This is a genomic window from Saccharopolyspora hattusasensis, assembly GCF_050972075.1.
Classification (GTDB): domain Bacteria; phylum Actinomycetota; class Actinomycetes; order Mycobacteriales; family Pseudonocardiaceae; genus Saccharopolyspora; species Saccharopolyspora hattusasensis.
Map to the genome: position 1 here is coordinate 5235475 of NZ_JBPCDC010000001.1, position 19735 is coordinate 5255209.

The window sequence follows — 19735 nt, forward strand, 5'->3', positions numbered from 1 at the left end:
TCGGGCCCCGGTGCCGTGGTGGCGCCGGGGCCGTCGTCGGCAATAGGTAAGTCCTTGGGCCGCCCCGTGATCACCCGGCATGCCGCCCCTGCGGCCCGGACCGGGTGCGCATCGTGCCCGGGCCTGCGAGAACGGTAGCTTCGGAGCTGTCGTTGAACCCGTTCTGCGGGCCGCCCGAGCCGCCCCGCCGTTTTAAAGACAGACAGTCGAGTGCGCGCGGCGAGCCGTGCAGGAAGGTCTTCTCGTGTCCGGTGCTTCAGTATTCCGTTCCGCCCAGCCGGCCCGCGACGCGGACCCGGCACTGCCCGTGATCCCGACGTCACTGGTCGAAGTGGACGTCGTGCAGCGGTGGCAGGACGGCGTGCCCGGCGCGGTTCCCGTCTTCGACGGCGAGGCGGGGCCGGACCTGGCCGCCGCGGCCGAACCGTTCGATGTGGACATCGCGGTGCTGCAGGCCGTCAATGCGACGGCCGCCGCCGGTGACGTCCGCGCGCTTCCGCTGCCGACGGGCGGCGTCGGCTGGGTCGTGGGCGTCGGCTCCGGGGAGCCCGTGAAGTGGCGCAGCGCCGGGGCGGCGCTGGCGCGCGCGTTGCGCGAGAGGCTGGGCGAGGCAGCGGAGTCCGAGGACGAGATCGGCGACTTCGGGGACGCCTCCGACGCGGACTACCTCCAGATCCGGCTGCCCGACAACGTCGACGGCGACGTGGTGTCGGCGCTGACGCTGGGGCTGGCGCTGGGCGGATACCGGTTCCGGGTAACCGCCAAACCGACGCCGCCGCGCCTGCGGAAGATCTTGCTCGTGGCGCCAGAGAATGCCGACCAGGCTGCGCTGGGCGAGCAGGTCCGGCGGACCCGCGAGCTGGCGGCGGCCACCGCGCTGGCCCGCGACCTCGCCAACGCGCCCTCCAACATCAAGGACCCGGCCTGGTTCACCGGAGTCGCCGCCGAACTGGTCGCCGACGTCGAGAACCTGACCGCCGCGGTGCACGACGAGAAGTGGCTCGCCGACAACGGTTTCGGCGGGATCCTCGCGGTCGGCGGCGGCTCGTCGCGGCCACCCAGGCTGCTGGAGCTGACCTACCGGCCCCAGGACGCCCGAGGCCCGCACCTGGTGCTGGTGGGCAAGGGCATCACCTTCGACACCGGCGGCATCTCGATCAAGCCCGCCGAGGGCATGCACCTGATGCGCACCGACATGTCCGGCGGGGCCGCGGTGATCAGCGCGCTGCTGACCATCGCGCGGCTGGGGTTGCCGGTCCGGGTGACCGGCCTGGTGCCATCGGCGGAGAACCACGTGTCCGGCAGCGCCTACCGGCCCGGCGACGTCGTCCGGCACTACGGCGGCACCACCACGGAGGTCAGCAACACCGATGCCGAAGGCCGGATGGTGCTCGCCGACGCGATGGCCTACGCCGTGGACCGGCTCGAACCCGACCTGTTGGTGGATGTCGCGACGCTGACCGGGGCGATGAAGGTCGCCCTGGGGCTGCGCACCGGGGGGCTGTTCGCCACGGACGACGAGCTGGCCGACCGTATCCGCGAGGCCGGGGAGCGGGTCGGGGAAGCCTGGTGGCGGATGCCGCTGCTGGAGGACCACGCCGAGGACGTGAAGGGCCAGCTGGCCGATGTGAAGCAGACCCCGCCTGGGCCCGGCGGAATCACCGCTGCGCTGTTCCTGCGCGAGTTCACCGGTGGTCTGCGGTGGGCGCACCTGGACATCGCGGGCCCGGCCCGGGCCGACAAGGACTACGCCGAGGTGGTGTCGGGCGGGACCGGTTTCGCGGCCCGCAGCCTCGTCGAGCTGGCCGCGAACCTCTCGGAGTGACTCCGGCGAGTTGAGGCGCAATTTCAATGGAAATTGCGGGAACGTCGGCGTGTCGAGCCGCGACACGCCGACGGCTGTGGACGACTTCTTCAATTTCAATGGAAATCGGATCTTCGATTTCCATTGAAATTGCGTCGGGCCAGGGTGAAGTCGCGGAACGTGCGGACCGCTGGGGGCAGGGTTCGGCCGGCCGGCCAGGCGAGCCCGATCGTGCGGTGCGCTGGCGGTTCCAGCGGCACCTCGACGGTGCCCGGTGCCGGGCCGTTGTCGCCCGGCGGCAGCAGCGCCACGCCGAGCCCGGCGGCGACCAAGCCCCGCACCGTGTCGACCTCTTCGCTCTCGAAGGCCAGCCGCGGCTCGAAGCCGGCGCGCTCGGCCAGGCCCGCGAAGATCTGCCGCAAGCCGTAGCCCGGGCGGGTCGCGACGAAGTCTTCCCCGGCGAGTTCGGCCAGCCGCAGCTTGCTCCGCCGGGCCAGCCGGTGCCGCGTGAACAGCACCGAGACCAGCGGTTCCTCCCACAGCGGTGCGGTTTCCCAGCGCGGATCGCGATCCGGTAGCGGAGAGATGAGGCAGAGGTCGACCTCGCCCGCCCAGGCCCGCGCGAGCATGGCGTCCCGCGGCCCCTGCACGAGCCCGAACCGCACATGCGGGTGCTCGTCGCGGAAGCCGCGCAGCAGCGGCGGCACCAGGGTGCTGCCCATCGTGTGCTGGAACCCGAAGGTGACGTGCCCGCGATCGGGGTCGACCTCTTCGATCACGGCGCGGCAGCCCGCCTCCAGCCCGCGCATCGCGTCTTCGGCGGCCTCCGCGAGTAGCGCGCCGGCGCGGGTCAGGTGGATGCCGCGACCCTGCCGCACGATCACCGGGGTGCCGAGTCGCTCTCCCAGCTTCGCCAGCATGCGGCTGACCGTCGGCTGCGGGACGCCCAGGGACTCGGCCGCTCGTGTGAGATGGCCCTCGGTGGCGACCGCCCGCAGCAGGGCGAGCGCCGGGGCGAGATGGGCCGCGAGCTCCGGCGCGTCGTCCGGCACGGCTGATTGATTCATCATCGCATCAATGATGCTGCAAAGCTGAATTGGACGCATTAATTAGGCCTGCTTACGTTCGAGCTCGTGAACCCCGTCGATCCGGCCCGAATCCGCAAGATCCGCATCGCCCTGCTGCTCGGCGCACTGGCGATGTTCGCCCTGCTCTACGCGCCGCAACCGGTGCTGCCGCAGCTGGCCGACGTCTTCGCGCTGGACCCGGGCACGGCGGCCCTGCTGGTTTCGGCGAGCACGCTCGGGCTGGCGGTCGCGGCGATCCCGCTCGGCACGCTGTCGGAAGCGGTCGGCCGCCGCCGCACCATGATCGTGGCGCTGCTGATCGCCGAAGTCCTGGGCCTGCTGCTGCCATGGGTGCCGTTCTTCCCCGTGTTGGTGGCCGTCCGGCTGGTCCAGGGAGCGGCGATCGCGGGCCTGGCCGCGGTAGCGGTCGCCTACCTGGCCGACGAGACCGGCGGTCAGCACCTGGGCACGACGATGGGCCTCTACGTCGCTGGCACCACCGTCGGCGGCATGTCCGGTCGGCTGTTGGGCGGAGTGGTCGGCGACTTCGCCGGCTGGCACGGCGGGATGTTCGCGGTGGCGCTCCTCGCCGGGGTGTGCACGGTGCTGTTCGTGGTGCTGCTCCCCGCCGAACGCAACCACCACCGGCAGCCGTTGCGCTGGCGACCGCTGCTCGGCGGCTTGCGCGCCGCGCTCAGCGACCCGGTGCTCTACGTGCCGTACCTGGTCGCTGCGCTCGGCATGGGCGCCTTCGTCACCGTCTACAACGTGCTCGGCTTCCGCCTCACCGCTCCGCCGCTGCTAGTGCCTCCGGCGCTCGCTGCGCACGCGTTCCTCTCCTATGCGGCCGGAACGGTCACCTCGACGATCGCCGGTCGCGCCGCGGATCGCTGGGGACGCACGCAGGCGCTGTTCACCAGCTTGGCGGTGACTGCGGTGGGATTGCTGCTGATGCTCGCCGGCAACCTGCTCGTGATCGTGGTGGGCCTCGTCGTGTTCACCGGCGGGTTCTTCGCCGCGCACTCGGTGGCCAGCGGCTGGGTCGGGGCGCGGGCATCGGCGTCGGCCCGGGGCCAGGCGTCCGCGCTGTACCAGTTCGCCTACTACGGCGGCAGCAGCGTGGGAGGCGTGGTGGGCGGCGCCGCCTACGGCGCGTGGGGCTGGTCTGGCATGACGGTCTTGCTGTGCTGCTGGCTGGCGGTGGCCGCGCTCGCCGTCGGCCTCGCGGTTCCCGCGCGCGGGCGCGTCGCCGTCGCGCAGGCTTCGTGACGCCACGACCGGCGAAACGCGAAGGGCTGCCCGGTCAGGTCGCGTCGGAGTCGTACGGGGGGCGCTCGCCTGGGGCGAGCGGGCGCTGCTCGGGCTTCGGCGGGTCCGCCGGCTTCGGCTGGTAGCCGTTGCCGTTCGTGCTGCCGTTGGTGTTGGTGATGCCGTCGAGCGGGTTCTCCCCGTCGAAGAGGTGCTTGGTCACCGCCGTGCGCGGGTTGAAGTTGCGGATGCCGCGCAGGTCCTCCAGCGGCTTGCGCAGCTCGTCGAACTCCGGGCCGAGCTCGGACTTGATCTGCTCGCGTGCGCCGGTCGCGTACTCCTTGACCTGGCGAACCGTCTTGCCCAGCCACGCCGCGCCCTGCGGCAGGCGCTCCGGGCCGAGGATGAACAGCCCGACCACGACGAGAACCAGGAGTTCGGGCCAGCCGATGCTATCGAACACCTCTCGACTACCTCCGGGGCTTCGCGGCTCGCGGACCAGCATCGCATGAGCTGGCAACGCCCCCAGAGTACCGACCGGGTGATAGCCGCAGGAGGGGGAAGTAACCCAGCACGTGGCCTTCACGAACTGTTAGCTGCGCGTTCGGCGGGAAACCAGCGTCGGAGGCCGGCACCTCGGAGGTCGTCCAGCCTGCGGTATTCGCCTCGAGGGTGGCCCCCGTCCGGGACCCGCGGCGGTGGCAGGGGCGCGGGTGTGGCGATTTCGCGCGAAATCGCCGTTTTCCACGCCTGGCGGGTGGCGATTTCGCGCGAAATCGCCACCTGGCGCCCAACTTGCGCGCGGGTCCCGTGCGCCGGGCGCCCATCCGGGAACCGGGCGACCCGTGTGCTCACTTCAGGGTCACGGCCAGGACCAGTTCGCGGCCCTGCCGGACCACGGTCACCGGCACGCGCTCGCCGACCGGGTGCCGGTCGACGGCAACGATCAGGTCGTCGGCGCTGGCTACCTTGCGCTCGCCGATCTTGATGATCACGTCGCCTTCGGCGATCCCGGCCGCCGCCGCGGCGCTGCCGTCCTGCACGTTCTGCACCTGGGCGCCGTCGGCCAGCCCGTCGCTGACCGACTTGGCGTTGACGCCGAGGTTGGCGTGCTGCACGTTGCCGGTGCGGATCAGCTCCTGGGCGATGCGCCGGACGTCGTCGATCGGGATCGCGAAGCCCAGCCCGATCGAACCGCCCGCACCGCCGGCACCGAGGGTGCGGATCGCGCTGTTGATGCCGACCACCGCGCCGTTGCCGTCGACCAGGGCACCGCCGGAGTTGCCGGGGTTGATCGCGGCATCGGTCTGGATCGCGTCGATGACCGCGTTGGTGTCGGTGCCCTCACCGGCCAGCCGCATCGGGCGGTGCACCGAGCTGACGATGCCGGTGGTCACGGTGCCTGCCAGGCCCAGCGGCGAGCCGATGGCGATTACCTCGTCGCCGACCGCCAGCCCGTCGGAGCTGCCGAGCTGGGCGACCGTCGGGTTGGACACCTCTACCTTGATCACCGCCAGGTCGGTCTTCACGTCCCGTCCGACGATCCGCGCCGGGGCCCGGGTGCCGTCGTGGAAGACCGTGGAGACCTGCGCGTTCGGGGTGTCGGCGGCCATCGAGATGACGTGGTTGTTGGTGACCACGTAGCCGTTGCCGTCGATGACCACCCCGGATCCGCTGCCGCCCTGCGCGCCGACGCGTACCTCGATCGACACGACGGCCGGGACGACGCGTTGCGCGACCGCGGCGACGGTGCCCTTCGGCCGGTCCTTGCCCTGCTCCACCTCGGCGAGGGTGACGTCGGGGTTGGTGAGCGGGTTGCCCTCCTCGGCGGTGATCCGGCCGAGGAGCCCGCCGGCCACGCCGACGAGCAGGGCGACCGCAGCGAGGATCGCAAGCGCGCGCGGGTGAACCCGGCGGCCGAACAGGATCTCGCGGGCGCTCAGCAGCGGACCGGTTTCGGTGCGGTCAGGCTTCTCCTCGGGTTCTTCGACAAGGGCGGGCGGGCCGATCATCGCGGCCGCGGCCGGGTCACGCCACGGATCGCGCTCGCCGGAGTTCCACAGCGCCGGCTCGTCGGCCGGCTCGGGTGTCATCGGCTCCTCGCCCGGCGCCCGCTGGAGGCGTTCGCCGCTGCGTGGCGGGCGGCTGAACGCCTGGGCCAGGGCTTCCGGCGGGTGCGGGGTCTGCTCGATGCCGCGCACCGGCAGGTCGCGCCGGTTCGAGTCGAAGCTGCCGGTCACGCCCTTCGGACGGCCGAACACCGAGCTCTGCGACGGGTCGACCGGGGGTCGGCGCAGCGGGCGCGGGGCGAGGCGGGGTGGGGAGGCGTGCTGCGCTGGATGCGGTGGTTCGGCCGGCCTGCCGTGCACGGCGGTGCTGTCCGGGTCGGCTTGCGCGCCGTGAGCGGCGTGGGGTGGTTCGGCCTGCCCGTTCTGCGCGGCTGGGGGCGGGGTGACCGGTCCGGCGGGCACTCCCTGGGTGGGGTTCGCCGCGCCCTGCCACGGATGCACGGGTTGGGCGGGTCGCCCGTTGGGCTCCTGCTGGTCTGCGTGGGGTCGATCCCGACGTCCCTGGTCGGCGTCGGGGCCCTGCGCGGGCCTTCCTGGCTGGTCGCTCATCGCTCCCCGGGCATGCGGTCGGGACTCGTCCGTTCGAGTGGATCACACGGGCGGTGTGCCCATGCCACCGGCATGTGGGCCCACTGCCGGCACGCCCATTTTGCCGGGCGACCGGTGAAGTTCCTGTGGGAGCGGACGAAGTCTCGCGGTCCTAGCCGGGAGGAACGCTCAGTTTCCCGGTGGGGCGGAAGCCGAGGTCGTCGGTGCGGGGGGCGCGGACGAGGGCGGCTGGCCCGCGGCGACGTGCGGAGATGTCGGATGGCCGACGCTCGGCTCGGCGGGCAGCGATTCGCGCGACGAAGCCGGTACGACGGCATTCGTGAACGCCTCGCCGGGCAGCGGATCCGGTGCGCTCGGGACCGGCCGCCCCTCTTCGTCGGTCGGCAGGTTCATGAAGGCGAGGGCGCCCAGCACCAGGCCGGAGAACACCACGCCGGCGCCTTGCCGGGTGCGGCGGCCGACCCGCCGCGACGGGGCGGCGTCGGCGTCACGTGCAAAAGGGGACACGCTGCCAAAGGGCTGCTGGGTGCCGCCCAACGGCCTGCTGGACCCGAGCGTGGCCCCGTCGCCGAACCGCTTCGCCCGGTCCGGGCGGGCCACGGCGACCAGTTGGCCGTCGGCGGTCAGCGCCAAGCCGTCCGGCTGGCTCGGCAGGTCCGCGTGCGCGGGAATGGCCTGCAAGGCCTGCAGGAGCCTCGGTGAGATCGACGGCGTCTGGGCCGCCTGGACCGCGGCGCGGGCCTGCCGCTGGGCGGCGGCGTCCGCGGTGCACGCGGGGCAGTGGGCCAAATGGGCTACGGCGCGATCCTGGGCGCTCGGGCGGAGCTCCCCATCTACCAATGCGACGATCGCGTCCAGCGCGAGGTGCTGCTCCGGCAGCCCCCACCCACGCAAAACCGTCATTCGTCAAACCTCCCGGGGATGCTCGCGGCGAGCTTCCAAGGTGGCCTTCAACATCTGGCGCCCGCGGTGGATCCTGCTTCGCACAGTACCCAGCTTCACGCCCAAGGTGGCGCCGATCTCCTCGTAGGAGAGCCCCTCGACGTCGCAGAGCACGACCGCCGCCCGGAACTCCGGCGGCAGCTCGTCCAGCGCCGCCTGCAGGTCGGGATCGAGGTGGGTGTCGTTGAAGACCTGCTCCGGACTCGGGCCACCGCCGGGCAGCCGGTCGGTGTCCTCGGGCAGGCCCTCCATGCGCAGGCGGGACCTGCGGCGGGCCATGTCCAGGAACAGGTTCGTGGTGATCCGGTGCAGCCACCCCTCGAACGTTCCCGGCTTGTACGACGCGAGCGACCGGAACACCCGGATGAAGGTCTCCTGGGTCAGGTCTTCGGCGTCGTGCTGGTTGCCGGTCAGGCGGTACGCCAGCCGGTAGACCCGGTCGGCGTGCTGCCGGACCACCTCGTCCCACGTCGGCGGGGCCCAGGCGACCTCTTCCGCGGCGGGCGAGACGGTGCTGTGTTGGACACTGGGGGCCACACTCATCGGCTGTGTTGCCATCGGGCGAAAAGCCACCTCCTGTGCGCTTTCATCTCCAAGAACGGACATGTCGCCTCCGTTGTTCCCGGCGTTGTCGTCTAGGAGACGCCGATGGGGTCGGTTATGACGTGCTTACTCTCGTATGCCCTGGTGAGGTAGCGATTAAAGGCGCCTGAGAACTGGCTGAGAACCTGATGTGATCCGGGTCTCATCTCGGCCCGCCGGAAACGGCCCACTAACGAATTCGGGCGCGCGGAACACCGACGTGGGCAACGCCGATAACCTTTCGCGTTGTGATACCCGAGACGCCGGTGGGTGCCGGGCCCGTGGGCCGCGAGCAGGCGCGATACCGCTTGTCCGGCGCGCCGACCGGCGGTCCGACGGACACCTCGGTCGGGGCGTCGCCGCTGCACGTGCTGCGGTTCCTGGCGGCGGCGTTGCGGGCCAAGGCCGTGGTGGAGGTCGGCACCGGGTCGGGCGAGAGCGCGTTGTGGCTGCTCCAGGGCATGCTCCCGGACGGCGTGCTGACCTCGATCGACGCCGACGGGGCGGCCCAGCGAGCGGCCCGCGCCACGCTACGGGAGGCGGGCGTGCCGACGGGCCGGACCCGGCTGATCGCCGGCCGGGCGGTCGATCTGATGCCGCGGCTGACCGAAGGCGGCTACGACCTGGTGTCGGTGGGCATCGCGACCACGGACTACCCGAGGTACCTGGAGCTCGGCGTCCGGCTGCTGCGCCCGGGCGGGGTGATCGTGTTCGCGGGTGTTCAGCTGGCGAGCCCGGACACCCGGAGCGCCCTGGCCCTGGCCCTGCGGGACCTGGTCCGGGCCATCCAGGAGGACGAAAACCTGGTGCCCGTCACCCTCCCGACCGGCCCGGGTCTCCTCGCAGTCGCGAAGCACACGTGATTTTTTCGAGGTGAGGGGCACCCTTGAGATTGAGCGGCGGTGCCAACGGCTGTGCCAACAAAATGGTGCCCCTCACCTCTCACCCGGAAGCGTGGTGATCAGGCGGGGGAGACGCTGAGGAGCTTGCCCGCGAGGCCGCGCGCTCGGGTAGACAGGCGCTTTGCGATGTCGTTGAGGACCACCGCCGCCGGCGAGTCCGGGGCCTCCAGTACCAGCGGGGTGCCGTTGTCGCCAGCTTCGCGCAGCCGCAGGTCCAGCGGCACCTGGCCGAGCAGCGGCACGTCCGAGCCCATCGAGCGGCTCAGCGACTCCGCCACCCGCTGGCCGCCGCCCGAGCCGAAGACCTCCATCCGCTGGCCGTCCGGCAACTCCATCCAGGACATGTTCTCCACCACGCCGGCCAGCCGCTGCCTGGTCTGCATGGCGATTGCCCCAGCCCGCTCCGCGACCTCGGCCGCCGCCTGTTGCGGGGTCGTGACCACCAGGATCTCCGCGTTCGGGATGAGCTGGGCGGTGGACAGCGCCACGTCGCCGGTGCCGGGCGGCAGGTCGAGCAGCAGGACGTCGAGGTCGCCCCAGAAGACGTCGGACAGGAACTGCTGCAGCGCCCGGTGCAGCATCGGCCCGCGCCAGACCACCGGCGTGTTGCCGGGGGTGAACATGCCGATGGAGATGACCTTCACCCCGTGCGCCTGCGGCGGCATGATCATCTTCTCCACCTGGGTGGGCTTGCCGCCCGCACCCAGCATCCGCGGCACCGAGTGGCCATAGATGTCGGCGTCGACCACGCCGACCGACAGGCCGCGCTTGGCCATCGCGGCCGCGAGGTTGACCGTCACGCTGGACTTGCCGACCCCACCCTTGCCCGAGGCCACGCAGTACACCCGGGTCATCGAGCCGGGCTCGGCGAACGGGATGCGCGGTTCCTCGGCGCTGCCGCGCAGCATCTTGCGCAGCTCGGTGCGCTGCTCGTCGCTCATCACGTCGAGCTCGACCTGGACCGAGCTGACGCCCTCGACGGTGGACACGGCGCTGGTGACCCGCTGCGTGATCGTCTCCCGCATCGGGCAGCCCTGGACCGTCAGGTACACCTCGACCGTCACGGCGCCGGCGGTGCCGATGGACACGCTCTTGACCATGCCCAGGTCGGTGATCGGCCGGCGGATCTCCGGGTCCTCGACCTGGCTGAGGGCCTTCCGGACGGCGTCCTCGGTGGGCGCGGACTGCGTACTGGTCACGGTTACCTCGGTAAGCTGGAGTAGCGGACGTGGTCGGTGGTCGCTTCGGACGACGCCGTGCGCCGACCTCGAAGGTTCTCACACCGCGCGGTGGGCACTCCCAATGCTACGGACCGGTAGCCCGCCGGGAACAGGGTTGCCCGCGCTGGTCGGCGGGACTCGCCGAGCAGAACGCGATTCTTGTTCGGGGGCGCTGCGCAGTCGAGTGAACGCGTTCCGTAATATCAATCTTCGTGGCCGAGACGGCTCTTGATCGATTACCGACTCGAAGTGAATTGCTGGCGTACCGCAGTTTCCTCCGCGCGCACGCCAGGGTTACGCGCTGCCTGGAAGGCGACCTGATCGCCGAGCAACGGCTCACGCTCGCCGCCTACGACGTCCTCGAGGCGCTGGCAGAAGCCCCCGAACAGCGGCTGAGGATGACCGAACTCGCGGACGTCGTGCTGCTGTCCCGTTCCGGGGTGACCCGGTTGGTCGACCGCCTCGAACGGCTCGGGCTGGTGCGCCGGGTCCGGGTGGATTCGGACGGGCGCGGTGTGCAGGCCGTGATCACCGAACGTGGCGAAGCGCGGTTGCAGCTCGCGGCGTCGACACACCGCACCGGGGTGGCGCGGTACTTCCTGTCCGCGACCGCGGGCGAGCTGGAGGCGCTGATGCGCACCTGCGAGCGGCTGGCCGACGGGGGTGTGCCGTCGCCGCCGGGGCAGCGTGCGCAAGCATGAGGTCGTGCACGATGCGAACTCCACCGCTCCCGAACAGCTGATCCGGGCAGTCGGCCTGGTCCGGTTTGTGGACCGGCGATTGCTGCTGGTCCGCGCCGGCTACCAGGCCGCGTTCTACCTGCCCGGCGGCAAGATCGACCCCGGCGAGACCGAGGTGCAGGCCCTGCACCGGGAAGTGCGGGAGGAGCTCGGCGTCGGGCTGGTGGGGGCGGACTTCTTCGGCCGCTACGTCACCGACGCCGTCGGTCAGGGAGACGGCGTGCAGGTCGAGCTCAGCTGCTACACGGGCGAACTCGACGGGGCCCCCGAGCCGGCCGCCGAGATCGCCGAACTCGCCTGGTGCACCCGCGAGGAGTACGTGGCCCACGAGGTCACGGCCCCGGCGATCATCGCCCTCTTCGCCGACGTCGACGGCGGTTCCAATCGAGAACAGCGCGCTGGTTCCCATTAAGCGTTTTCCAACCTCTTCTTGCGTTGCGGTGCGGGGAAACCTCAGCGGCCTTCTCGACTCCGGGTTACCAACCGACGGTGCACGCTGCGACGGTGGGCCGAGGCGGCTATGCCGCTTGCGGCAGCCTGCTGGGACTTCCAGCGTCGCGGCTGCGATCGGCCAGGACGAAAAACGCTCAATCGAAATTGCACTGGGTTCGAAATTGCACTGGGTTCAGAATCGCGCTGGGTTCAGAATCGCGCTGGGTTCGAAATCGCACTGGGTTCAGATGTCGTCGGCGTCTCGGAAGCTGGTGCGGATTCGCCGTTTCTCCACTTCGCTCCGCAGGCCGGGGACTTCCTCGCGCAGCCGATCCAACTCGGTGCGCAGGTAGTCGCGGGTGGTGACCTCGCCGATCGCCAGCCGCAGCGCGGCGAGTTCGCGGGCGAGGTAGTCCGTGTCCGCCTTGGTCTGCGCCGCCCGCGCTCGGTCCTCTTCCAGCGATACCCGGTCCCGGTCGTCCTGCCGGTTCTGCGCGAGCAGGATCAGCGGGGCGGCGTAGGAGGCCTGGGTGGAGAAGGCAAGGTTGAGCAAGATGAACGGGTAGGGGTCCCACTGCAGGCTGACCGCGAACAGGTTGACCGCGATCCAGACGACCACGAACACCGTCATCCAGAACAGGAACTTGCCGGTGCCGAGGAACCTGGCGATCCGCTCCGAGATCTGCCCGAACAGCTCCGGGTCGAACGAGACGGTGAACCGGTGCGGCGGGCGGGGTTGGTCGAGTCGGCGGTGGGTCAGCAGTTCGGGCATCAGAGAGCCTCCTGGTCCGTCGGGCCGGTCTCCGGTTCGGGAAGTCCGCTCTCCCGCCAGTTCTCCGGCAGCAGGTGGTCGAGCACGTCGTCGACGGTGACCGCGCCGATGAGGTGCTCCTCGTCGTCGAGCACCGGCCCGCACACCAGGTTGTAGGCGGCGAAGTAGCGGGTGACGTCGGCCAGCGACGCCCCGGCCGGGAGGCTCGCGAGATCGGTGTCCAGCGCGCCGGCGACCAAAGTGGACGGTGGTTCGCGGAGCAGCCGCTGGATGTGTACGCAACCCAGGTAGCGGCCGGTCGGGGTGGCCGACGGCGGGCGGCAGACGAACACCAGGCTGGCCAGCGCCACCGGCAGGTCCGGGTTGCGCACCATCGCCAGCGCCTCGGCGATGGTCGCGTCCGGTCCGACCACGATCGGTTCCGGTGTCATCAGGCCGCCTGCGGTGTCGAAGGAGTACGCCATCAGCCGCTTGACCGGTGCCGATTCCTCCGGCGCCATCAGCCCGAGCAGCCGTTCCTTGTCCACTTCGGACAGCTCGGCGAGCAGGTCGGCCGCGTCGTCGGGGTTCATCGCCTCCAGCACGTCCGCCGCTCGCTCGTCGTCCAAGTACGCCAGCAGGTCCTTCTGGTCCTCGTCGGGCAGTTCCTCGACGACGTCGGCGAGCCGCTCGTCGTCCAGCGCCTCCGCGACTTCGTAGCGGCGCTTGGTCGGCAGCTCGTGCAGGGTGCTCGCGACGTCGACCGCGCGCATCGTGTCGAACATGGCGAGCAGCTGCTGCACGCCCTGCGGCTGACCGGTCAGCTCCGCGACCGCCAGCCCGGTGACCTGGTCCCAGTCCAGCACCTGGGTCGGGCCGCGGCGGCCGAGCCGTCCGGTGCGCTCCCGAACCGCGAGCTTGGCCAGCTGCCAGTCGCGGGTGCGGATCTGCTCCATTGCGACGTCGACCAGGACCGCGGGCGCCCCGGTGGAGTCGATGACGACCCGGGCGTCGAGCAGTTGGCCGAGCACCAGCAGTTCGTTGGGGCGCTGGTGGAAATGGCGGAGGTTCACCGTGCCGGTCGCCAGCGTCACGGCGCTGGATTCGATTCGGGTGACCCGCAGCATCGGCACGAAGATCCGGCGCCGGGTTGGCAGCTCGACGACCAGGCCGAGGACGCGCGGCGGCTGCCGCCGGACGCTGAGCCCGGCGACGACGTCGCGCACCCGACCGATCGATTCGCCGTCCGGCCCGAACACCGACAGGCCGGCCATCCGGGCCGCGAAAACCCTGGTCGCGGCTGCCACGGGGATCAGGCTATGCACTCTCCGTGCCATCCGCTGCCCGGGCGGAACGGCGCGGCGCCGCCGCTCGGGAACGGGACTGTGCCGCCGGGCACTTGTCCGGCCCAAGCGGCGGCGTGCGTGGTACACACGCAGCGACTCGCGATGCCAGAGGAGGACAACGTGGACGGTCGACGTGCCCGGCGGAGCTGCCTGGCGGTGCCGGGTTCCAGCGCGAAGATGATCGACAAGGCGCGCGGGCTGGCCGTCGACCAGTTCTTCCTGGACCTGGAGGACGCGGTGGCGCCGCTGGCGAAGGCCGAGGCTCGCGACCGGATCGTCGGCGCCCTCAACGAGGGCGGCTGGGGCGAGAAGATCCGCTCGGTTCGGGTCAACGCGCTGGACACCGAGTGGACCTACCGGGACGTGGTGACCGTCGTGGAGGGCGCGGGCGCCGAGCTCGACACGGTCATCCTGCCGAAGGTGAGCACCCCCGAGCACGTGCGCTGGCTGGACCTGACGCTGACCCAGATCGAGCGGGCCATCGGGCTGGAGGCCGGCCGGATCGGCATCGAGCCGCAGATCGAGGACGCCCGCGGCCTGGTCGAGGCGGACGCCATCGCCGCCGCTTCGCCGCGGGTGGCGGCGCTGGTCTACGGGCCCGCCGACTTCATGGCCTCGATCAACATGCGGTCGCTGGTCGTCGGGCACCAGCCGCCGGGCTACGACGTTGGCGACGCCTACCACTACATCCTGATGCGCATCCTGACCGCGGCCCGCGCGGCCGGGGTGCAGGCGATCGACGGGCCGTACCTGCAGATCAAGGACGTCGAGGGACTGCGCCGGGTGGGTGGCCGGTCGGCGGCGCTGGGCTTCGACGGCAAGTGGGTGCTGCACCCGGCGCAGGTGGACGCGGTCAACGAGCTCTTCTCGCCGCGCCAGGAGGATTACGACCACGCGGAGAACATCCTGGACGCCTACGAGTGGCACACCTCGGCGGCCGGTGGCAAGCGGGGTGCGGCGATGCTCGGCGACGAGATGATCGACGAGGCGTCCCGCAAGATGGCGCTGGTGATCGCGGGCAAGGGCCGCGCGGCGGGCATGACCAGAACGGACCGCTGGACCCCACCGGAATCCTGAGCCGGTTTCCAGGCTCGTTCTGCGCGGCGGTTCTGGTGGCTTCCCCCAACGGGAGCGGCCTGGTTCCGCCTCGCCAACCGGTGTGGGGCGAACGGCCTGTTCGTGTCGGTAGGCGGCGCGAATGGTCCGTTCGCTCTACACCTGCAGCACCCTCCCAACCAGCTTCTACTCCGCCCGCAAACACTCACGGCCTTGTGCCTGCGGAAACAGAGTTCCCGGTGCGGCCGTTCGCGTGTTGGCGTTGCACCGTCGGGGTTCGCTTCGGTGGCGGAAGGGTTGAGTTCACCCTGTTGCGGCTCGGTACCGCCGATCCGCGCGGTAGGTTTCGGATGATCCTCAGACGTCGATCGAGAGGGCGGGCTCCGAGGTGGCCACCGCGGCAGGAGCGGAGAACGAGCAGGAACTGCGCTTGGCGCTGGCGATGCGCGGCGGCGCGAGCATGGCAGTGTGGATCGGCGGCGCGGTCGCCGAGATCAACCGGGTCCGCGAGGCGGTGGCGGACTCCCGGGCGCCGGCGGACGGCGATTCGACTGGTACCCATCCGTGGGCGGCGCTGGCGAAGCTGTCCGGCTACGACTCCGTCGCGGTCGATGTGCTGGCCGGGGCCTCGGCCGGTGGCCTCAACGCGACGCTGCTGTCGGCGACGCTGGTCTACGGCATGCCCTTCGACCGGATGCGCGAGGTGTGGGTGCGGCTGGGTGACGTGGAGGCCATGTCCCGGCCGGTCCCGAAGTTCTGGCAGCGCCGCCCGCCGTCGCTGCTGGAGGGCGATCGCTACTTCCGCGCCGAGCTCGCCGACGTCATCACCGACAACGTGCCGGTGGCGGCGGAGCGCCCCGGCAACCAAGCCGACCTGCTGCTGACCGCCACGCTGCTGGACCCGATTCTGGAGCAGCGCTTCGACGGCCGCTCCGGGCCGATGCTGCAGGAGCGGCGCACGGCGTCGTTCCGGTTCCACCATCGGGGGAAAGCCGGTGATCCGCTGTCGGATTTCGGCGCGGGCGACGACTTCGCGGCCACGGTGCTGCGGCTCGCCCACGCCGCCCGCTCGACGTCGTCGTTCCCGTTCGCCTTCGAGCCCGCGCAGGTGCGCTCGTCGCTCGGCGAGCCGCCGGACGGTGAGCCGAACATGGTCGGGCTGTTCTCCGAAACCGTCGCCGATCCGAAGCTCCCGCCGTTCCGGGTCATCGACGGCGGCGTGCTGGACAACATCCCGGTGACGGCGGCGATCGATGCGATCACGGCCGCGCCCGCGGACCGGCCGACGCACCGGTGGCTGCTCTACCTGAACCCGGACCCCGTCGCCTCGCACGGCCAACGCCGCGAGCCCGGGCTGGCCGTGCCGGTGACCGCGACGGCTCTGAAGGCCCGGCTGTCCCAGGAATCGTTGCTCGCCGACCTCGACGCGCTGGACGAGCACAACCGCGTAGTCGAGCGAACAGCTTTGCGGCGCAAGGCGTTGTTCGCCCCGTTGCGCGCCGCGCCGGACGACGAGCGGGCGTCGGTGCTGGCGCAGCACGTCGACGCGGTTGCGCCGGACAACGCGGTGGTGCGCGCGGAACTGGACGCCCAGGCGGTGTACCGGCTGCTCACCGAGCCCGCGGGCACCGAGGACGGCAAGCTGCTCCCGCCGGTGGTCGGCGATCCCCTCGCGGAGTGGTCGGCGCAGGCGAGGACGCAGCTCGCGCGACGCCTTTCGGCGGGGCTCGGCAGCGGTGCCACCGCGCGCGTCTTCGACGACGCGCGCGGCCTGCTCACCGCGGTCCAGGAATGCCTCGGCTGGGCGTGGGACATCGAACGCTGGGCGCCGGAAAGCCGCGAGATCGGGCGCTGCAAGTCCGTGCTGTACCGGCTGCGGAGCTTCGGCGAGGTGCTGGAGGCGCACGCCGACCGGTACTGGATCAACGGCGCGAAGCTGGAACCACTCGTCGAGACCGCCGAACTCGACGAGTGGGTGCAGCGCGTGCTGCTCCGCCGGGCCAGGCTGCAGCACCGGTTGCCGTCCCCGATCCAGCCGCTGCTGGGCGCGCTCCTGCGCGCCGTCGAGGAAGGCGAGGACTTCCAGCGGGAACTCGCCGAGTTCGCGGGCGAGCTGATGTCCATCGTCGAATCTTCGGGCGCGGACGCGGTGCCGGATGACGCCGGGGTGGACGCGGTCGCCCAGGCTCGAGCGGTGCTGCACCGGGTCGCGGACCGGCTGGCCGCCGCGGCACCGCCGCGCGAGCACGTCCACGAACCCCAGCAGATCGGCTACTCGCTGCTGGAGCGCAGCGACCGGCGACCGGCAACGTTGCGGCAGCTGGTGGTCCTCACCGCTCCGCTAGACGTCGGTCGGGTCCCGGGAACGCGGATCAACCTGCTGCGCGTGGTCAGCGACGAGCAGAGCCCGCTGCCGTTCACCGCGCTCCGGCGCGACGAAGCTGCGCCGCTGCGGATCGCGGACAAGATCCGCGGCCTGGACGTGGGCAACTTCGGCGCGTTCCTGTCCGCGAAGTGGCGGGCGAACGACTGGATGTGGGGGCGGATGGACTCCGCCGCCGCGCTGGTCCGGTTGCTCGCCGACCCGACGCGGTTGGCGCAGCGCCACGGCGGCTCGGAGGAGCTCGGCGACGCGCTGCAGGCGATCGTCTCCCGCCCGACGGTGGCGGAACTCGGGGAGCTTGGCGAGGAGCAGGCCAAGCACTGGCGTGGGTTCCTGGCCGAGGTGTGGGCGAGGCACGCGGAGGAGGTGCGCGCCGAACTCGACGCGCTGTTCGCCAACCCGGACGACGAGCACGGGCTGACCGAGACCCGGCGGCTGCTCACCGAGCGTCTGCAGTGGACGATCGCCGCAGCGGAAGTCCCTTTCGTGGCAAGTGTTTCGCCCGGGGCCGACCCGGACGGCGGTCGTAAGCCGCCGTTGCCCGCGCCTGCGCAGCTGTCCAGCCAGGTGGAGCGCTACGACGTCGGCCGCCAGCGGTTCGCCGACCTCGGCGAGCCGCGGGCGCTGTCGATGGCGACGCGCTTCGGACTGCTCGCCTACCGCGCCGCCCGCCCCTCCGGGCGCGGCGTGCTGCCGTGGTTCGGGCGTCGGGCGATGACGCTGATCAAGCCGCTGCTGATGGCGATCTTGTACGCCTTCGCCGCCCCGCGCCGCGCGGCGCTGCTGGGCTTCCTGGCGGCGAGCGCCGTGACGTTCACCGGCATCGGGCTGGGGTCGCTGCCCGGGACGCAGATCCTTTCCGCCGAGCAGCACGAGTCGGCGTTCCAGAGCTCGTTCGTCGTATCAGCCGGTCCGTTCGCGCCAGGTGCGGCGGATGCGCCGATGCTCGCCCCGGCCGTCGCCTGTCCGGAATACGGCACCGGCTCGGATGTCGCGTGCGCGGACAGCTTCGGTTGGTTCGGCGGAGTGCCCGGGAACTGGCTGGTCGTGGCCGACTTCTCCGGTACATCCTTCGGCGCCGGCGCACTGCTGGCGATGCTGTTCACCGTGGTCTTCGCTGTGTGGTCGGGGTGGCGCCTGGCGCACCGCTTCGGCCGCGGCTTGGCGCGCTGGCTGCCCTCGGCGTTCATCGCGGCGGCGTTGCTGGTGGCCGAGTTCTGGCTGTTCACCACCGGATTCCGGCTCGGCCCCCTCGGGCTGGCGCTGGTCGCAGCGCTGCTGACCTGGCCCGCAGCGGTGGCCTACCGCAGCGCCGCGCGCGTCGGTGCATCGGTGCTGACGCTGCTGGTGTTCGTCGGCGTCCTGTGGCTGTGCGAGCCGAACGCCTTCAGTGGCGGGGGCTGGATCGTCCTGGCGACGGGCTTCACTGCCTACGCCCACATGGTCCTGGTCGGCACCGTCGACGTCCTCGCGCCGCGGCCCAGGCGACGTGCCGATTTCGCGCCGAAGGCGCCGCCACGGACGATTACGCCCAAAGCGGAGCTTTCCGATCTCGCCTGAGTGCCTGTTTCCGGGCTCCGTTGCCGCAGGACGCGCCGCGGCGAAGGTCGCCACCTGGCCGTGAGTGATTTTGGGTGCCATAGCACCGGAAAACGCTCACGGGCGTTGGGCTGGGCGGATCCGCGAGGCCTGCAAGTTGTGCAGGAGACGGTCACCGGCGTGTCCACGATGGATCGCGGTTCGGCGGCGATGCGGGACGCCGTCGCCCCCTCCGCTGCGCGGCGCTGACGTTCGCAGTCGTCCGCCGGGAAGCGGCCGAGTGACCTCCCGGACTTCGGATGCGCGCGATCGCGCGGACGGACATGATCTCCGGGCGAACCCACGGGGTAGCCTGATGGGGTAGGGGACAATATGCCGGAATCGGGCTCGCCCGCCTCCCCACGGTCCCCGCCATGACAGCAATCAACGGAGGTGTCAGCGGTGTCCAATCCGTTCACCGGCTCCGGCCGGCAGGCGCCGGGTACACCCAACCTGCCCACCCCGCCGAGCGGCTGGCCGATCGGCTCCTACGGCACCTACGAAGAGGCGCAGCGCGCGGTCGACCACCTGGCGGACAGTGACTTCCCGGTCCAGGAGGTGACCATCGTCGGCGTCGACCTGATGCTCGTCGAACGGGTGACCGGACGGCTCACCTGGAGCAGGGTGCTAGGTGGCGGCGCGGCGTCCGGGGCCTGGTTCGGCCTGTTCGTGGGCCTGATCCTGGGGCTGTTCACTCCGCAGGGCAACTGGTTCGGCCCGGTGCTGGTGGGCCTGGGCGCTGGCATCGTGTTCGGCCTGGTCTTCGCGGCGGTCGGCTACGCCTCCACCCGCGGTCGCCGGGACTTCTCCTCGGCCAGCCAGCTGGTCGCGGGCCGCTACGACGTGCTGGCCCAACCCCGCCACGCCGAACAGGGCAGGGACCTGCTCGCCAAACTGGCCATGCGCCCGCCGCCTGCGCAGTGAGCCGACGACCGAGATGCGGACCCGGGAACCAGCAGGAGCCCGGGTCCGCTTCGCGTTTCCCGGAATTCGCGCTGCCGGGGTCCGCGCGTCGGAAAGGCGCGTCGACCAGTCGGAAGGACGCGTCGACCAGTCGGAAGGACGC

Annotated in this window: 16 protein-coding genes; 8 read left to right on the forward strand and 8 right to left on the reverse strand. The window is 71.4% G+C overall.

Going from position 1 to position 19735, the window contains the following annotated elements; all coding sequences use genetic code 11:
* Positions 1-244: 244 nt before the first annotated feature.
* Positions 245-1825: a leucyl aminopeptidase gene (locus ACRXBZ_RS24930; RefSeq protein ID WP_433881161.1), complete on the forward strand. Its 1581-nt coding sequence runs from the start codon at positions 245-247 to the stop codon at positions 1823-1825.
* A 95-nt stretch (positions 1826-1920) separates the two neighbouring features.
* On the opposite strand, the gene ACRXBZ_RS24935 is transcribed toward ACRXBZ_RS24930, so the two are convergent.
* The gene (locus ACRXBZ_RS24935) at positions 1921-2871 is read right to left on the reverse strand and encodes a LysR family transcriptional regulator (RefSeq protein ID WP_433881162.1); all 951 of its coding nucleotides are present in this window, start codon (positions 2869-2871) and stop codon (positions 1921-1923) included.
* A gap of 66 nt (positions 2872-2937) precedes the next feature.
* Between ACRXBZ_RS24935 and ACRXBZ_RS24940 the strand changes: the two genes are divergently transcribed.
* A complete protein-coding gene (locus tag ACRXBZ_RS24940; protein ID WP_433881163.1) occupies positions 2938-4140 on the forward strand; it encodes an MFS transporter in 1203 nt (400 codons plus the stop codon).
* A gap of 34 nt (positions 4141-4174) precedes the next feature.
* Here the strand turns inward: ACRXBZ_RS24940 and tatB are convergent, their stop codons facing one another.
* The 4 genes from tatB to sigE form a co-directional block, all read right to left on the reverse strand.
* On the reverse strand, positions 4175-4582 hold the full coding sequence (gene tatB, locus ACRXBZ_RS24945; RefSeq protein ID WP_190818494.1) for a Sec-independent protein translocase protein TatB: 408 nt from the start codon (positions 4580-4582) through the stop codon (positions 4175-4177).
* A 388-nt stretch (positions 4583-4970) separates the two neighbouring features.
* Positions 4971-6737, reverse strand: coding sequence for a S1C family serine protease (locus tag ACRXBZ_RS24950; protein WP_433881164.1), 1767 nt, complete (start codon positions 6735-6737; stop codon positions 4971-4973).
* Between the two features lie 168 nt (positions 6738-6905).
* Entirely contained in the window at positions 6906-7640 is a 735-nt protein-coding gene (locus tag ACRXBZ_RS24955) for a zf-HC2 domain-containing protein (protein WP_433881165.1), read from the reverse strand.
* 3 nt (positions 7641-7643) lie between these two features.
* Positions 7644-8222 (reverse strand): RNA polymerase sigma factor SigE, encoded by a 579-nt coding sequence (gene sigE, locus ACRXBZ_RS24960; protein WP_168590120.1) that lies wholly within the window; start codon positions 8220-8222, stop codon positions 7644-7646.
* A gap of 347 nt (positions 8223-8569) precedes the next feature.
* Between sigE and ACRXBZ_RS24965 the strand changes: the two genes are divergently transcribed.
* Entirely contained in the window at positions 8570-9124 is a 555-nt protein-coding gene (locus tag ACRXBZ_RS24965; RefSeq protein ID WP_433883963.1) for an O-methyltransferase, read from the forward strand.
* A 98-nt stretch (positions 9125-9222) separates the two neighbouring features.
* Here ACRXBZ_RS24965 and ACRXBZ_RS24970 read toward each other — a convergent pair whose 3' ends face one another.
* The gene (locus ACRXBZ_RS24970; RefSeq protein ID WP_433881166.1) at positions 9223-10362 is read right to left on the reverse strand and encodes an Mrp/NBP35 family ATP-binding protein; all 1140 of its coding nucleotides are present in this window, start codon (positions 10360-10362) and stop codon (positions 9223-9225) included.
* A 275-nt stretch (positions 10363-10637) separates the two neighbouring features.
* Here ACRXBZ_RS24970 and ACRXBZ_RS24975 point away from each other — a divergent pair, with 275 nt between their 5' ends.
* Both ACRXBZ_RS24975 and ACRXBZ_RS24980 read left to right on the forward strand, forming a co-directional pair.
* The gene (locus tag ACRXBZ_RS24975) at positions 10638-11084 is read left to right on the forward strand and encodes a MarR family winged helix-turn-helix transcriptional regulator (RefSeq protein WP_223839536.1); all 447 of its coding nucleotides are present in this window, start codon (positions 10638-10640) and stop codon (positions 11082-11084) included.
* 4 nt (positions 11085-11088) lie between these two features.
* Entirely contained in the window at positions 11089-11535 is a 447-nt protein-coding gene (locus ACRXBZ_RS24980) for an NUDIX hydrolase (RefSeq protein WP_433881167.1), read from the forward strand.
* A 264-nt stretch (positions 11536-11799) separates the two neighbouring features.
* Here ACRXBZ_RS24980 and ACRXBZ_RS24985 read toward each other — a convergent pair whose 3' ends face one another.
* On the reverse strand, positions 11800-12327 hold the full coding sequence (locus tag ACRXBZ_RS24985; protein ID WP_433881168.1) for a DUF1003 domain-containing protein: 528 nt from the start codon (positions 12325-12327) through the stop codon (positions 11800-11802).
* Positions 12327-13613: a magnesium transporter MgtE N-terminal domain-containing protein gene (locus tag ACRXBZ_RS24990; protein ID WP_168590121.1), complete on the reverse strand. Its 1287-nt coding sequence runs from the start codon at positions 13611-13613 to the stop codon at positions 12327-12329. Before ACRXBZ_RS24990 ends, ACRXBZ_RS24985 begins: the two co-directional genes overlap by 1 nt.
* 141 nt (positions 13614-13754) lie before the next feature.
* Between ACRXBZ_RS24990 and ACRXBZ_RS24995 the strand changes: the two genes are divergently transcribed.
* The 3 genes from ACRXBZ_RS24995 (at position 13755) to ACRXBZ_RS25005 (ending at position 19593) form a co-directional block, all read left to right on the forward strand.
* Complete coding sequence (locus ACRXBZ_RS24995) at positions 13755-14729, forward strand: HpcH/HpaI aldolase/citrate lyase family protein (protein ID WP_433881169.1); 975 nt, start codon at positions 13755-13757, stop codon at positions 14727-14729.
* Positions 14730-15096: 367 nt separating this feature from the next.
* Entirely contained in the window at positions 15097-18651 is a 3555-nt protein-coding gene (locus ACRXBZ_RS25000; RefSeq protein ID WP_433881170.1) for a patatin-like protein, read from the forward strand.
* A 420-nt stretch (positions 18652-19071) separates the two neighbouring features.
* Positions 19072-19593 carry a YflT domain-containing protein gene (locus ACRXBZ_RS25005; RefSeq protein ID WP_010694064.1) on the forward strand — a complete coding sequence of 174 codons (522 nt, stop codon included), beginning with the start codon at positions 19072-19074 and terminating at the stop codon, positions 19591-19593.
* Positions 19594-19735: the final 142 nt, after the last annotated feature.